11 protein-coding genes are annotated in these 15317 nt (G+C 58.6%); 4 read left to right on the top strand and 7 right to left on the bottom strand.

What is annotated here, in order from left to right; translation table 11 throughout:
* Nucleotides 1–350: 350 nt before the first annotated feature.
* Nucleotides 351–1724, top strand: a complete 1374-nt coding sequence (locus tag ABTV22_RS11960; RefSeq protein WP_433740347.1) for a cache domain-containing protein — start codon at nucleotides 351–353, stop codon at nucleotides 1722–1724.
* A gap of 33 nt (nucleotides 1725–1757) precedes the next feature.
* The gene (locus ABTV22_RS11955; RefSeq protein WP_433740345.1) at nucleotides 1758–2390 is read left to right on the top strand and encodes a response regulator; all 633 of its coding nucleotides are present in this window, start codon (nucleotides 1758–1760) and stop codon (nucleotides 2388–2390) included.
* A 425-nt stretch (nucleotides 2391–2815) separates the two neighbouring features.
* Here the strand turns inward: ABTV22_RS11955 and ABTV22_RS11950 are convergent, their stop codons facing one another.
* The 5 genes from ABTV22_RS11950 to ABTV22_RS11930 form a co-directional block, all read right to left on the bottom strand.
* Nucleotides 2816–3373: a hypothetical protein gene (locus ABTV22_RS11950; RefSeq protein ID WP_433740343.1), complete on the bottom strand. Its 558-nt coding sequence runs from the start codon at nucleotides 3371–3373 to the stop codon at nucleotides 2816–2818.
* A 143-nt stretch (nucleotides 3374–3516) separates the two neighbouring features.
* The gene (locus ABTV22_RS11945) at nucleotides 3517–3921 is read right to left on the bottom strand and encodes a hypothetical protein (protein ID WP_433740341.1); all 405 of its coding nucleotides are present in this window, start codon (nucleotides 3919–3921) and stop codon (nucleotides 3517–3519) included.
* Nucleotides 3922–4529: 608 nt separating this feature from the next.
* Entirely contained in the window at nucleotides 4530–5876 is a 1347-nt protein-coding gene (locus ABTV22_RS11940; RefSeq protein ID WP_433740339.1) for a glutamine synthetase family protein, read from the bottom strand.
* Between the two features lie 21 nt (nucleotides 5877–5897).
* Nucleotides 5898–6452, bottom strand: coding sequence for a helix-turn-helix domain-containing protein (locus ABTV22_RS11935; RefSeq protein WP_433740337.1), 555 nt, complete (start codon nucleotides 6450–6452; stop codon nucleotides 5898–5900).
* Nucleotides 6453–6477: 25 nt separating this feature from the next.
* Nucleotides 6478–7767: an NAD(P)/FAD-dependent oxidoreductase gene (locus ABTV22_RS11930; protein ID WP_433740335.1), complete on the bottom strand. Its 1290-nt coding sequence runs from the start codon at nucleotides 7765–7767 to the stop codon at nucleotides 6478–6480.
* Nucleotides 7768–8102: 335 nt separating this feature from the next.
* On the opposite strand from ABTV22_RS11930, the gene ABTV22_RS11925 reads away from it, so the two are divergent.
* Complete coding sequence (locus ABTV22_RS11925; RefSeq protein ID WP_433740334.1) at nucleotides 8103–10487, top strand: DUF3772 domain-containing protein; 2385 nt, start codon at nucleotides 8103–8105, stop codon at nucleotides 10485–10487.
* A gap of 121 nt (nucleotides 10488–10608) precedes the next feature.
* On the opposite strand, the gene ABTV22_RS11920 is transcribed toward ABTV22_RS11925, so the two are convergent.
* Complete coding sequence (locus tag ABTV22_RS11920) at nucleotides 10609–12099, bottom strand: aldehyde dehydrogenase family protein (RefSeq protein ID WP_433740332.1); 1491 nt, start codon at nucleotides 12097–12099, stop codon at nucleotides 10609–10611.
* A gap of 147 nt (nucleotides 12100–12246) precedes the next feature.
* Nucleotides 12247–12636 carry a c-type cytochrome gene (locus ABTV22_RS11915; RefSeq protein WP_433740330.1) on the bottom strand — a complete coding sequence of 130 codons (390 nt, stop codon included), beginning with the start codon at nucleotides 12634–12636 and terminating at the stop codon, nucleotides 12247–12249.
* 1252 nt (nucleotides 12637–13888) lie between these two features.
* Between ABTV22_RS11915 and ABTV22_RS11910 the strand changes: the two genes are divergently transcribed.
* Nucleotides 13889–15211 (top strand): hypothetical protein, encoded by a 1323-nt coding sequence (locus ABTV22_RS11910; protein ID WP_433740329.1) that lies wholly within the window; start codon nucleotides 13889–13891, stop codon nucleotides 15209–15211.
* Nucleotides 15212–15317 lie beyond the last annotated feature (106 nt).

The raw sequence follows: 15317 nt of genomic DNA, 5'->3' as shown, positions 1-15317 counted from the left end.
TGGTGTCTACGTAGTACTACGTAGACACCCTTACCCCTTGTAGGAGCAGAGCTTGCTCGCGATGAGGCCGGTGTATTCAAAATTGATGTGGACTGATACGACGCCATCGCGAGCAAGCTTTGCTCCTACAAGGATTTGCATTTCAACCACCGGTCATTCCGTCCAGCAGCGCTACAAGCCTGGCGTATGTTTGGCCTATGATGCCGGCCCACTGCCATTCCCCAAACTGTAGGAGCAAGCTTGCTCGCGATGCATCCGAGAGCGCCGCGGGGTGCCAGGCACCCACCGTTTTCGTTGACGTCCATCGCGAGCAAGCCCGCTCCTACAGTAGACCGAGGCAAAGAGTAGACATGCAGCTCAAACACAAGATCGTCGCGCTCGGAATCCTGCCGCTGGTGCTGGCCATTGCCGTCATCTGCGCGCTGGTGATTTCCCTGAACCGGCAACTGGGCGATCAACAGGCGCAGTTGATCGAAGACAGCATCCTGGCGAGCAAGCGCGCGGAACTGAAAAACTACGTGGAAATGGCGCAAAGCCTGATCGAGCCGCTGTACGACGACGGCCACGGTGATGAGCACGCCCAGCAACAAGTGCTGGAGGAGCTGCGCAAACTCAGCTTTGGCATCAACGGTTATTTCTTCGTCTACGACCATGAAGGCCGCAGCCTGATGCACGCGCGGCAGTCGGAGCTGGTGGGCCAATACCTGTGGGACATGAAAGACCCCCATGGCCTGCCGGTGATTCAGGCGCTGCTCAAAAGTGCGCAATCGGGCGAAGGCTTTCAACGCTACGCCTGGAACAAACCCTCCTCCGGCCAGGTGACCGACAAGCTCGCCTATGTGGTGATGCTGGATCGCTGGGGCTGGATGCTCGGCACCGGCATCTATCTTGAGGACGTGGAACGCGCCACCCAGCAGGCCCGTGCCGAAGTGGCCACCGGTATTCGCAAGACCATGATGGCGATTGCCGTGGTCGCCCTTGTCGCCGTGCTGTTTGTCTTTGCCACCGGCATGACCCTGAATGTCAGCGAGCATCGCCTGGCGGACAAGAAACTGCAGCGCCTGACCCAACGTATCGTCAGCCTGCAGGAAGAAGAGCGATCACGGGTGTCCCGCGAACTGCATGACGGCATCAGCCAGGTGCTGGTGTCGATCAAGTTTCAGTTCGAACTGGCCAGCCACGTACTGGAGAACGGCCAGGACAAGGGCCAAGAGAAGGGATTGGCCATTTTACGCGACGCCACCGCGCGCCTGGGCGAGGCGATTGGCGAAGTTCGCAGCCTGTCCCACGACCTGCGCTCGTCGCTGCTCGACACCCTCGGACTGCCGGCGGCCATCGGTCAACTGGCCGAGGAATTCGAGCAACGCAGCGGCCTGCGGGTGACTTACAACGACAACGAATTCGACTGCCATTTGGTCGATGGCGCCGCGGTCTCCCTGTTCCGCATCGTGCAGGAAGGCCTGACCAACATTGAACGCCATGCCCAGGCCAAAAACGTTTCCATTACCCTGCACGGTTGCGAAGACAAGGTGCGCCTGACGGTGGTCGATGATGGCATCGGTTTCAACGTCGCCCAGGTCGAACGTCGCCAAGCGGGCATCGGCTTGCGTAACATCCGTGAGCGCGTCGACCATTTTGGCGGCCGCTTTGAGCTGATATCGATGCCGGGGCACAGTGAGCTGGACGTTCTGCTGCCGATGAAAGGGCCTGGCGAAAAACGCTGACGCTGCCCACAACAACAAGAGTGAATGCCTGTGATGAACTTGCCCTCCCCGATCCGTGTCGCCTTGGTCGACGATCACTCCCTGGTCCGCGACGGCATCAAGGCCTTATTGGCCGTGATGGCGCCCCTGGAAGTGGTGGGCGAAGCCGAAAACGGTGCCGAGGCGATCGAGATGGTCGGGCGCTGCCAGCCGGACCTGTTGCTGGTCGACATCAGCCTGCGCGACATGAACGGCCTGGAACTGACTCGGGTGCTGCGCAGCCGCTATCCGTCGCTCAAGGTGTTGGTATTGAGCATGTACGATAACTACGAGTACGTGAGTGAGTCGGTGCGCGCAGGCGCCAGCGGCTATGTGCTGAAGAATGCCCCGTCACGGGAAATCATTGCGGCCATCGAAGCCATCACCAGCGGCGGCACCTTCTATAGCGCCGAAATCGCCCAGCGACTGATCGCCGACAAAAGCACGGACAACGAACTGACGCCTCGGGAAAGCCAGGTGCTGTACAAAATGGCCCAGGGTTTGAACAACAAGGAAATGGCCCGGGAACTGGACATCAGTGTGCGCACGGTGGAAACCCATCGCCTGAGCATCCGCCGCAAGCTCAACATCGACAAGCCGGCGGCGCTGGTCAAGTACGCCATCGATCACGGAATCATTACCTTGTAGGAGCGAGCGACGCGGCGACCCGACTTGCCCGCGATGGCGGCGCTACATTCAAAATTGATGTCGGCTGATCCGACGCCATCGCGAGCAAGCTGAGAAAAAGGCTCACCTGTAGGAGCAAGGCTTGCCCGCGATGACGGCGTTACATTCAAAATTGTTGTCGGCTGATACGACGCCATCGCGAGCAAGCTCGGCTCCTACGAAGAGCAAAGCGCAGGTTGGCCTGTAGGAGCGAGCGATGCGGCGACCCGACTTGCCCGCGATGGCGGCGCTACATTCAAAATTGATGTCGGCTGATCCAACGCCATCGCGAGCAAGCTGAGAAAAAGGCTCACCTGTAGGAGCAAGGCTTGCCCGCGATGACGGCGTTACATTCAAAATTGATGTCGGCTGATCCGACGCCATCGCGAGCAAGCTGAGAAAAAGGCTCACCTGTAGGAGCAAGGCTTGCCCGCGATGACGGCGTTACATTCAAAATTGTTGTCGGCTGATACGACGCCATCGCGAGCAAGCTCAGCTCCTACGAAGAGCAAAGCGCAGGTTGGCCTGTAGGAGCGAGCGATGCGGCGACCCGACTTGCCCGCGATGACGGCGTTACATTCAAAATTGATGTCGGCTGATCCGACGACGCCATCGCGAGCAAGCTGAGAAAAAGGCTCACCTGTAGGAGCAAGGCTTGCCCGCGATGACGGCGTTACATTCAAAATTGTTGTCGGCTGATGATACGACGCCATCGCTGATACGACGCCATCGCGAGCAAGCTCAGCTCCTACGAAGAGCAAAGCGCAGGTTGGCCTGTAGGAGCGAGCGATGCGGCGACCCGACTTGCCCGCGATGACGGCGTTACATTCAAAATTGATGTCGGCTGATCCGACGCCATCGCGAGCAAGCTGAGAAAAAGGCTCACCTGTAGGAGCAAGGCTTGCCCGCGATGGCGGCGTTACATTCAAAATTGTTGTCGGCTGATACGACGCCATCGCGGGCAAGCTCAGCTCCTACGAAGAGCAAAGCGCAGGTTGGCCTGTAGGAGCGAGCGATGCGGCGACCCGACTTGCCCGCGATGGCGGCGCTACATTCAAAATTGATGTCGGCTGATCCGACGCCATCGCGAGCAAGCTGAGAAAAAGGCTCACCTGTAGGAGCAAGGCTTGCCCGCGATGGCGGCGTTACATTCAAAATTGTTGTCGGCTGATACGACGCCATCGCGAGCAAGCTCAGCTCCTACGAAGAGCAAAGCGCAGGTTGGCCTGTAGGAGCGAGCGATGCGGCGACCCGACTTGCCCGCGATGACGGCGTTACATTCAAAATTGTTGTCGGCTGATACGACGCCATCGCGAGCAAGCTGAGAAAAAGGCTCACCTGTAGGAGCAAGGCTTGCCCGCGATGACGGCGTTACATTCAAAATTGTTGTCGGCTGATACGACGCCATCGCGAGCAAGCTGAGAAAAGGTTTGCCTGTAGGAGCGAGGCTTGCCCGCGATGGCGGCGTTACATTCAAAATTGTTGTCGGCTGATACGACGCCATCGCGAGCAAGCTCAGCTCCTACGAAGAGCAAAGCGCAGGTTGGCCTGTAGAAGCGAGCGATGCGGCGAGCCGACTTGCCCGCGATGGCGGCGTTACATTCAAAATTGTTGTCGGCTGATACGACGCCATCGCGAGCAAGCTCAGCTCCTACGAAGAGCAAAGCGCAGGTTGGCCTGTAGGAGCGAGCGATGCGGCGACCCGACTTGCCCGCGATGGCGGCGCTACATTCAAAATTGATGTCGGCTGATCCGACGCCATCGCGAGCAAGCTCGGCTCCTACGAAGAGCAAAGCGCAACGTGCTGAGAACAAGGTTGGCCTGTACATCCACCGGGATGTGCTGGCCTTCAAGGCGCACCGCCATGAATAACATTAAAAGGAATATATAATTATCTACTTACATCCTTTAGGAATATTAAATCTCAGGCAAAAAAAATCCCGGGCAGCTGATGGAAGCCCGGGACTTAAAAATGCATAAACCGTGGTGGTGAACGCGGCGCGAATATTACGGGATATTTCTCGCTGTAACAAGATGTTTTGATTAACCACTCAGTTACAAAAATTCATAACCCATTAAATATCCAGATATTTTTAAAGGTTAACCTCGAATCAACATTAACTAGAGGTACCAGCGGTATTCCCGTGCACTGATGTCGTGCAGGAAGGCCAGATGGTCCTGGCGCTTGTTCTCGCAATACACATCGACAAACTCCGCCCCCAAGCCTGCGCGCAATGGCGCATGGCTTTGCATCGAGCGCACGGCTTCGAGCATTTCCAGTGGGAAGTCGATACCGCTGCTGCGGTCTTCATTGAGCGGGACAATCGGCTCACGAGCATTTTCCAGGCCTTGCTCCAACCCCACCAGGATCGCCGCGAGCACCAAATACGGGTTGGCATCGGCACCTGACAGACGATGTTCGATGCGCAGGTTTTTGCTGTCCGATTCCGGCACCCGCAGACAGGCGTCACGGTCTTCAAAGCCCCAACTGGCGCGCGAGGCCACGTTCACCGTGCCACTCAAGCGGCGCATGGCGTTGTGGTTCGGGGCAAAGATCGGCATGCAGTGGGGCAATACGTCCAGGCTACCGGCCACGGCGTGACGCAGCGCTTGTTGTCCGTTCGCTGCCAGCAGGTTGTTGCCCGCCTTGTCGTACAGGCTCACATGCACGTGCATGCCGCTACCGGGGTGCTGCAAGTAGGGCTTGGACATGAAACTGGCGCGATAGCCGTGTTTGAGCGCCACGCCACGGGTGCTGCGGCAGAACAACGCCGCCCAGTCCGCCGCACGCAATCCATCATCGCAGTGGCCGAAATTGATTTCGAACTGACCAGGGCCCAACTCGGCGGTGATCACCGTGGCCTCGATGCCTTGGGTGCGCGCGGTCTCGACCATGTCATCGAGCACCGGGGCAAAACGCGAGAGCCGTTCGATGTGCATGTTCGGCTGATCATCGGCATCGCCGGTCAGCGGATCACGGGCAAACTGCGGCAAGCCATCGCGCAAATGGCTATCGAACAGATAGAACTCCAGCTCGAACGCCACGACCGGGAAAATCCCTTTGCGGCTCAACCGCTCGAGCACTTGCGCCAACACTTCGCGCGGCTCGAACTCAATCGGTTTTTGCGTGCCGTCGGAAGTGATCAGCATCTGCCCCAGCGGTTGTTGTTCCCAACTCACCAACTTGAGCGTGCCGGGCACCAGGCGCCGTGGCGCATCCGGATCGCCGTCGTTGAAGCAATAATCGCCGATCTTGAACAGACCGCCCTGAGTGCCGAGTAATACGCAGTTCTGCGGCAACTTGAGCGCACTGCCGGCCGCGACTTTTTCCAGCATCTCGATCGGGTAGCGCTTGCCGTAGAAATGGCCTGGGATGTCCAGGGAGATCAGGTCGACGAAGCGCACATCGGGGTGGCGCTGACGAAAGGTACGCACTTCGGCCAGCAGATCAGAGCACACAGCATCCATCGTTTTGTTCCTTGTTGTTGTTCAGGTGTAAACCCAAAGCACACGGGTAAGTTGATTTGAGAGGTTGCCGTAGCGGCAATGGGCATGGCTGGCCAACTGGAAACTGTCGCCGGCGCGCAGGGTGACCGGCTCGTCGCTGTCCAGCCAGAGCGTCAGCTCGCCTTCGAGGACATAGCCGCCCTGCTCCGAACTGTCGTTCATGTGCCGGTCGCCACTGCTGGCACCGGGTTCCAATTGGCTTTCGAGCATGGAAAAGGACGCGCGCATTTTCGGTGACACCAGGATGTCGGTGATCCCGTCGGCGTAATACAAGGTGCGGCGTTCGTCCGGCCGGGTCACCCAAGGCAAGGCCATGGGTTTGGGCAGGCTGTAGAAGTAAGTGGTCGGCACGCCCAGGGTTTCGCTGATGGCGGTCAGGTCCGCCACCGTCGGCCGGGATATCCCGCGTTCGACCTGCGATAAAAAACCCACGGAGCGACCGATTTTGTCCGCCAGATCCTTCAGGGTGTATTTCTTGTGCTTGCGCAGGTCCTGGATCAGGATCGCCAGCGCTGAAATCTCTTCTTGCATGTCCATCTAAAGGCTTCCAGAAAGTGTCGCTTCAAATGCTGTCGCGCAGCCGGTACCAGGCCTTGCCGATGGCTTCCAGCGGCGCTGCCATGTACTTGCCGCCGGGGAAGCTGCCGTTGGTCAATCCTTGATACAGCGCCAATTCGTCCGGCCGACCGAGGATCGCATCCGACACCGCCCGCGCCCCGGCCAGGGTCGGCAGAACACCGTGTCCCGAATACCCCTGCAACCAGTAAAGGTCTCCACGCCGGCCGATGTCCGGCGTGCGCTTGAGGGTCAGGTCGATGTGCCCGCCCCAGGCGAATTCCAGCTCAACGCCCTTGAGTTGCGGGAACACACGCTCCAGACACGGCCGGGTTGCGCCGGCGATGTCCTTCGGCATCCCACCCAGGTAGGTGCAGCCTCCGCCGAACAGCAAGCGGTTGTCGGGCGTACGACGGAAGTAATCGAGCACGAATTGGTTGTCGGTGACGCACACGTTGCTCGGCAACAAGGCGACGGCCTGCGCTTCGGACAAGGCCGCGGTGGCCACCTGATAAGTACCGACAGGCAATACACAGCTCGAGAGCTGCGGATCGAGTCGATCCAGATAAGCATTGCAGGCCAATACCAGCACCTTGGCACGAATGCGACCGCGCTCAGTGGTCACCACGTACCCGTCGCCATCCTCGCGATAATCCAGCGCCTTGCTTTGTTCATGAATCACCCCACCGGCCCGCTCGATTGCGGCGGTCAGGCCCAAAGCCAGTTTCAACGGATTCAAATGCCCGCCTTCGGGATCGAACAGGCCGGCCTGGTAGCGATTGCTGGCGACCCACTCGGGCAGCTGTGTGCGTTCAATGAACTGCAAACCATCGTGGCCCCACTTGTGACTGGCCTCGTGTTGCCATTCGGTCAGCAGGTTGACCCGTCGTGGCATCACTGAGGTCCAGAGATGGCCAGCCCGATAATCACAATCGAAACCATGTCGCGCCGGCAATGCCCGCAACTCCCGCGCCGCCCAGCGCATGCCGTCCCACAACCGTCGTGCACGCTCGTAACCCAATGCAGCTTCCAGCGGCGGCATGTCACAGGACCAACCCAGAATGGCCTGCCCACCGTTACGCCCCGAAGCCGCCCACGCTACCCGACTGGCTTCCAGCACGGTCACACGCTTACCGGCCAGGGCCAGGCGCAACGCGGTGTGCAGCCCACTGAAACCGGCGCCGATGATCAGCACTTCAGTGTCGTGCTCCCCCACCAAAGGCACGCGGTTTTTGACCTGTTTAGCGCAGGTGTGGGCGTAGTAGCTGGCGACATGTTGGGTGGATTGCTGAAACATTACCGGCTCCGTGAAATTTTATAGTTGTATTTTCATGAAAAAATACACGACGAATTTCATGCTGGCAATGATTTGATGATCCAGAGCAGGCATGTGCCCACCCACGGACCTGTAGGATCTGTCGAGTGAAACGAGGCTGCGATCTTTTGATGGTTAGAAGCAAGATCAAAAGATCGCAGCCTGCGGCAGCTCCTACTGGGGGCGGCCTTGTTGCGGTATTCATTCGGGATCGAAGGCCCCGCCTTCCAGAACACATCCGACCAATAAACCCTCAACAACGCGGCTCATGACCTAACCTCATAGGCTGGGTGACTAACAACCTGCCGGATACGCCTATGCGCAATGCAATGAAGTGGATGATTGTCATGTTTATCTCGCTCTACGGGGCCAATGGCGCATTGCTGTTGGCGGCAACCATGCCAACAGCCCCTGCCGCCATTGCAACGGCCGCCTCGGTCAGCCTCTCCGACGGTGAACTGCAAGAACTGCAACTTCGGCTCAACAGCCTCAAACAACAGGTGTCCCAAGCCAGCAACTACAGCCAGCTGGAGGCCCCGCAGGACCTGGTCCAGGCGTTGATCCAGGAAATCACCCGGCTGTCGGCCCTGCTGCTGCCCGCACAGACTCAACTGCAATCACAACTGAGTGTGTTGGGACCGGCACCGGTTGGTGAGGCGGTGTTGGAGAAGTCCGACATCACCTTGCAAAGGGTCACCCTCACCGAGCAGAAATACCAGATCGATAACAAGCTCAATGCGCTGGCAACGCTCAAAGCCAGCGCAACGGAACTGCTGACCCAGATTGCCGTCATCCGTCGTGGCTTGCTGGAAACCGAAGTGACCCAGCAGTCCCAAAGCATCCTCAACCCCTGGTTCTGGGCACCGCTGCTCGATCCACCCGAGGAAGACCGCCAACGCCTCAGTGAATTTATCCAACAAATACGCGCTACCCTCGACGCCGCCTGGCAACCGGGCCAGCGCCTCTACACGTGCATACTGCTCACGCTGGCCCTCGCCTTGTGGTTTTTCGGTCACAGGCTTACCGACCGAGGCCTGACCTGGTTGTGCATCCATCGCATGCCAGAAGGCCGACTGCGGCGCAGTGCGTTGGCGCTGTCTTCGGTATTCGCCACGGTATTGGCGGCATGGATTGCCTTGCGGTTGCTGTTTTATGCCCTGACACGCCAACTGCCGCTGACGCCGCAGCTGACGGGGTTTTCCCAGGATTTCGAAAAAATTGTCTATACCTGCGTGCTGATCACCGGTCTGAGCCGCGCCTTGCTGTCCACCAAACACCCATCGTGGCGCCTGCCGGCCCTTGCCGATTCAGTGGCACTGGCGATGAAACCCTACCCCATCCGCCTGGCCTGGGTCGTGCTGATCATGGTCGCTACGGCGCAAATGACCAATGCCACCAGCATGAGCTACCCGGTCGTGATCTCGGTCAGAGGGCTTGCCGCATTGGTCATTTCGGGGATGATCGGTGCACTTCTGTTGCGTGTCAGCCGTACTCGCCGGGCCCTGATCGCGACGGGTGAGGCGCCCGAAGCCGGCACGACACTGGCCGGGGTCATTTATGCGTTCGCCAGCATTGCGGTGGTGGTTTCCCTGCTCGCCCTGCTGTTGGGTTACGTGTCGCTGTCGCGCTTCATCACCTACGAACTGGTCTGGCTCTTCATTATCTTTGCCGGCTTCTACTTACTGATCCAACTGTTGAAGGACGGCTGCGAATACCTGTTTTCGCCCCGGTACTCCACTGGCAAGGCGCTTAAACAGCTGCTGGGGATTGGCGACACACGCCTGGAGCAGGTTTCCATCGTGCTGTCCGGCGTCGGTCGCGCCACGCTGGTGTTGATTGCATTGATCTCACTGGTGGTGGGTGGGGTGGGATCGACATTGGGACAGCTGGCGACCAACACCGTGGCAATACTCGGCGGCGACGGGCTGCGCAAATTGAACATTGTGCCGGCCAACCTGCTGCAAGCTGTGCTCGCCCTGGTCCTCGGCTTCTACCTGATCCGCACCTTGCGCCGCTGGCTGGACAACGAGTTCCTGCCGAAAACCGAAATGGACCCGGGCATGTGCGCCTCGCTCAGCACGCTGTTTTCCAATATCGGTTACTTGCTGGTCATCTTGCTCGCACTGTCTTCGTTGGGGATCAAGTGGACCAATCTGGCCTGGATCGTCAGTGCCTTGTCGGTGGGTATCGGCTTTGGCCTGCAGGAAATCGTGAAAAATTTCGTCTCCGGCCTGATCCTGCTGACCGAACGCCCGGTGAAAGTGGGCGACCTGATCAGTATCAGCGGCGTCGAAGGCGACATCCGCCGGATCAACGTGCGGGCTACGGAAATACAACTGTCCGACCGCTCGATCGTCATCGTGCCGAACTCACAGCTGATTTCGCAGAACCTGCGCAACGTCACTCTGGGTGGCAGCGCCCAGGGTGTGGCGACTCTGGAATTGATGTTTCCGTTGGACATCGACCCGGAGCAAGTGCGCAAACTGCTGTACGACACCTACATCGAGCACGAATCCATCCTCGATAAACCGGCGCCCTATGTACGCTTCAGCCAACTGAAGCCCGAAGGCATCACCTTGACCATCACCGGTTACGTCAGCAGCCCGCGCACGGTCGGGGGGATCAAGAGCGAGCTGCTGTTTGAAATTCTCAAGCGGCTGGGGGCCGCGGGGATTCAACTGGCGAAACCGGCTGCGACATAACACGAAACCTCTGTGTAGGAGCTGCCGAAGGCTGCGATCTTTTGATCTTGCTTTGAAAAGATCGCAGCCTCGCTACGCTCGACAGCTCCTACACAGGTCCCACATTGGCCCTACAGGTTCATCAATGCGCGATGCACACCGACTTGAGCTCGGTGTAAGCCTCGATCACCGCACGGCCGAATTCGCGGCCCATGCCCGATTGCTTGACGCCGCCGAATGGCATCGCCGGGTCGAGCAGCACGTGGGCGTTGACCCACACGGTACCGGCTTCGATGCGTGGCACCAGGTTCATCGCTTTGCCCAGGTCGTTGGTCCACAGGCTGGCGGCCAGGCCGTAGCGGTTGTCGTTGGCCAGCTCGATCACAGCGTCTTCGTCGTCGAACGGCATCACACCCAGCACCGGACCGAACACTTCTTCGCGGGCCACGGCCATGCTGTGGTCGATGTCGGCAAGGATGGTCGGCTGGACGAAGAAGCCGTCGCCTTCGAGCAATTCACCACCGGTCACCACCCGCGCACCTTCGCGGCGAGCCTGTTCGATGTGCTTGAGCACGCTTTGCTGCTGCTTGCGCGACACCAGCGGGTTGATCGCCGCGTCACAGTTCATGCCGGCGCCGATTGGCATGGCCGAAACCGCGGCTGCCAGGGCTTCGACGAACTTGTCGTGGATCGAACGGTGCACGTAGAAACGCGACGCCGCTGCACACACCTGACCGTTGTTCAGCAGACCGCCGAGGATCGCGCCTTGTACGGCTTTTTCGATGTCGGCATCGGCGAGCACGATCATCGGGTTCTTGCCGCCCAACTCCAGGGAGAAGCGCGTCATGTTTTCCATGCACGCCACGCCGACGCTCTTGCCCACGGCGGTGGAACCGGTGAACGACACCTTGCTCACCAGTGGGTGCGAGGTCAGCACGCCACCCACCGAAGCACCGCCACCGGTGACCACGTTGAACACGCCTGCCGGAATGCCCGCTTCCAGTGCCAGCTCAGCCAGACGCATGGCGGTCAGCGGAGTTTCCATCGCCGGTTTGATGATCACGGTGCAACCAGTGGCCAATGCTGGCATCAGCTTCCAGGCAGCGATCAGCAACGGGAAGTTCCACGGCACGATACCCACCACCACGCCCACTGGCTCACGCTTGGTGAACGCGGTGAACTTGGCGCCCGGCGGCAGCGGGATCGACACGTCGAAGGTCTGGCCTTCGATCTTGGTCGCCCAGCCGGACATGTAGCGCATGAACTCCACAGTGGCGTTCAGATCCAGTGCGCGGGCCATGTTGATCGACTTGCCCTGGCTCAGGGTTTCCAGCTGAGCCAGCTCTTCGGCGTGCTCTTCCACCAGACGGGTGAAGTTGAGCAGGATGCGTTCACGGTCGGCCGGACGCAGCGAAGACCAGACACCGGACTTGAACGCCTTGTGCGACGACTGCACGGCCTGCTCGACGATGGCCAGCGGCGCATCCATGGTTTCGCACAGGGTTTGCCCGGTAGCCGGGTTGACCACGCTAATGCTGTCGCCTTCGGCAAACACCCACTGGCCATCGATAAAGCAACCGTGACGGCGCTCGAGGAATGCAGCCACCTGCGGCAGGATTTCAACGTTGCTCATAAATCACCTTTATTTATTCAAATGTAGGAGCCGGCTTGCTGGCGAAAGCAGTGTGTCAGGCGACATCAATGTTGATGGGGGCATCGCCATCGCCAGCAAGCCGGCTCCTACAGGTTGGTCAAGCGCGTGTAGCCGTAATCCGGCCGCTTAGTGTTGTTCTTTGAGGTAGCACACGACCGCTTGGCGATCGTCAGCCGAAGCCAGCCCCATGTAAGGCATGTAAGTGCCTGGCACGAAGGCTTGGGGTTGGGTGATCAGTTGCTCGATGTTCTCGGCTTGCCAATCGATGTTCTTGTTACGCATCGCCTGGGAGTAGTTGAAGCCTTCCAGCGAGCCGGACTTGCGCCCCACCACACCCGCCAGGTTCGGCCCCATCATCCCGGCCATGCCCTTGCTCACCGAATGGCAGACCCCGCATTCATTGGCGAACACTTCGGCGCCACGGCTCTGGACCGGCGCGCAATCAGCCGCCACGGCAGCCTGGGCCAAGGACAGGGACAACAAACCAAAGAGAGACACACGCAGAGCGGTAAACATAAGTAACGACCTTGAAAATCCACGCGCTCGTCACGCAGACGAACGCCAACACTGAAAGTGCCGCGGCCACGGAGCCCCGGCAGGTTGAAAAGGATTGTCGGCGGTCGGTGGCACGCAGGGTTTGCGCTGCGTGCCAGTTGTGTTGGCGGTTCTGCCAGATCGCTCAAATGCGTGCCGGCAAACCTTGGGCTTATGCAAACTTCCTGTAGGAGCGAGCATGCTCGCGATGGACGCCAACGATAACGCGTGCCATCTGAATGATCGCGTTGTCCGAACGTTCTTCGCGAGCGAGCTCGCTCCTACAGTTTTATTTTACAAGTCCAAAGATAACTTCGGATTCATGCCATGCGCTAACAAAAGCTCATCATACTCGGCCCTTGAAATACTCGAGCACTGATACAACTCATGTAGCGCAGACAGCAAACATGAAGTTCGCTCTTCGGGCGACCTCTTCTTTAAAACAACAAAATTATCCACGGGAAAGTTGAGTATTGCGTAGTTGTACGAATCTTGTTTCATGGAGATCCTTTCCATGGCTTCCCTGCACAGAAAAGCCATGCAGAATGGGTACTGAATCCATGCCAGGGTGTGTTCCTGAGGGCTCGGGCGAGCCTACATCGAACTCTTCGGCATAATTGAAAAAGATGTCACCGAGGTCTTCCTTTAACATGGTTATTCACTCGCACTTAAGAAAGATAGAAAGCGGTAATGACCAGAATGAATGACTTCAATGACAAATGACAAGAAGGCAAACTTTAACGTGCAGGAAACTTCACACACACTCAAAAGACACTTCACACACAAAACGACGAACAGCAACTTTATTGCTTTAACTTAAAACACCACATAACGCAGCCGGCCAGCGTTTCAGTACATGTAGGGCGGTGTAAGAAATTTCCGTCGTTCCTAACAAATCCCCCTCTTAAAGCTGCCGATTCCTTTACCAAAAAACGACGAACGGTCATACCTCGTAGGAGCTGCCGCAGGCTGCGATCTTTTGATCTTGATCTTCAGGACGGTCAGGGCGCCAAAAGATCGCAGCCTTCGGCAGCTCCTACAGAGGGCGCGATTCGTCGATGCAAAAGCGCAGGTCAACAGAAGACGCAAATCCCACCGTGCCATCACCTAGCCACTCAATCTGGCATGCACAACCAATTAATTGGCAAACAGACAAAAGGCCGGAAAAACGGCGGACCTTAGTATTAAAAAAGACCGCAACCCTGCGCCTAAGAACAAGAACGGATGTCATGCCATGCTCAAGTCCCCATTGCTTCGACTTTCCACGCTCGCGCTGATGATCAGTGCCGGGCAGGCCGGAGCCTATGAACTGTACTCAGACAGCGACACTCACCTGAACGCCACCCTGGAAGCGGTTTTCGGCATTTTCCACAGCCAGGAAAACTACAACCAGTCGGGTCGTCTCGATGAAGGTTCGTCGTCCTGGCGCGAGGGTTACATCAAGTACGGCCTGGCCTTCGACAAAGGTCTGGCCGGTGTCGGTACCGCGTACGGTGCGGCGAACATGCTCAGTTCGGGCACCTGGGGTGACGGCGATGCCGCCGGCTTCACCGACGGTACCGAGCGCACCACCAAGTTTGAAGACGCCTACCTCGGCTGGCGTTCGGCCGATTTGTTCCCGGTGCTGGGCAGCGACGGTATCGACCTGTCCTTTGGCCGCCAGAACATTATGGTCGGTGATGGTTTCCTGATTAATGGCGACGCGCTGAACCTGGGCAAGGGCCTGGCCGACGGTGAATTCAACCGTGGCGGCGCCTACTGGCTGGCGGCGCGCAAGGCCTTCGACGAGACCGCCGTATTGCGTATCGGTGGCAAGGAAGGCTGGCGCGGCGACCTGATGTGGCTCAAATCCGACAACCGCGCCCAGGCCAAGACCGAAATGTACGTCGGCACCCTGGAGCACGTATCCGACGTTGGCACCGTGGGCCTGACCTACATCGACACCACCGATGTCGACGAAGAATTCGCCTCGCCGATCCAGCTCGAACGCGACGGCATGAAGACCTACAGCCTGCGCGCCACCGGCAATGCCGGTGTGAAAGACCTGTTCCTCTCCGGCGAATACGCCAAGCAGGACAAGCCACACACCTCCAACGAAGACGCCTGGTACCTGGAAGCCGGCTGGACCTTCTCCGACGTGGCCTGGTCGCCGTATGTCAGCTACCGCTACAGCCGCTTCTCGGAAAACTACGACACCCTGTTCTACGGTTTCAGCCGTGGCTTCGGTACCTGGTTCCAGGGTGAAGTGGCGGGCAACTATGCCGGCCCGTTCAACACCAACTCGCGCATCCAGCAATTCAAGCTGTCTGCCTCGCCGCTGGAAAACCTGAACGTCGGCGTGATGCACTTCAACTACGACACCATCGACCGCAGCCTGGGCAACACCGATGGCCACGAAACCGACCTGTATGCCGAATGGCACGTCAACGACCACCTGAGCATCATGCCGCTGGTGGGTCTGTTCCAGCCGGACAAGAGCGCCGAGCAGGGTGGTACGCAGTTGGGTAACAGCGACAAGAACGTCTACAGCCAGGTGATTTTCGCCACGACGTTCTAAGCCCAACACACCCCTGTAGGAGCTGCCGCAGGCTGCGATCTTTTGATCTTGATTTTAAAAGTCAAAGTCAAAAGATCGCAGCCTGCGGCAGCTCCTACAGGGGTCG

The organism is Pseudomonas putida, from assembly GCF_050990305.1.
Taxonomy (GTDB): Bacteria; Pseudomonadota; Gammaproteobacteria; order Pseudomonadales; family Pseudomonadaceae; genus Aquipseudomonas; species Aquipseudomonas putida_AH.
This window is presented reverse-complemented; position numbering and strand designations above follow the sequence as displayed.

Bases quoted from the DNA above. Each gene is read 5' to 3' on its own strand.
- ABTV22_RS11940 (WP_433740339.1), bottom strand. From the start codon at position 5,876: ATGGATGCTGTGTGCTCTGATCTGCTGGCCGAAGTGCGTACCTTTCGT.
- ABTV22_RS11925 (WP_433740334.1), top strand. From the start codon at position 8,103: ATGCGCAATGCAATGAAGTGGATGATTGTCATGTTTATCTCGCTCTAC.
- ABTV22_RS11910 (WP_433740329.1), top strand. From the start codon at position 13,889: ATGCTCAAGTCCCCATTGCTTCGACTTTCCACGCTCGCGCTGATGATC.
- ABTV22_RS11955 (WP_433740345.1), top strand. From the start codon at position 1,758: ATGAACTTGCCCTCCCCGATCCGTGTCGCCTTGGTCGACGATCACTCC.
- ABTV22_RS11935 (WP_433740337.1), bottom strand. From the start codon at position 6,452: ATGGACATGCAAGAAGAGATTTCAGCGCTGGCGATCCTGATCCAGGAC.
- ABTV22_RS11915 (WP_433740330.1), bottom strand. From the start codon at position 12,636: ATGTTTACCGCTCTGCGTGTGTCTCTCTTTGGTTTGTTGTCCCTGTCC.
- ABTV22_RS11920 (WP_433740332.1), bottom strand. From the start codon at position 12,099: ATGAGCAACGTTGAAATCCTGCCGCAGGTGGCTGCATTCCTCGAGCGC.
- ABTV22_RS11960 (WP_433740347.1), top strand. From the start codon at position 351: ATGCAGCTCAAACACAAGATCGTCGCGCTCGGAATCCTGCCGCTGGTG.
- ABTV22_RS11930 (WP_433740335.1), bottom strand. From the start codon at position 7,767: ATGTTTCAGCAATCCACCCAACATGTCGCCAGCTACTACGCCCACACC.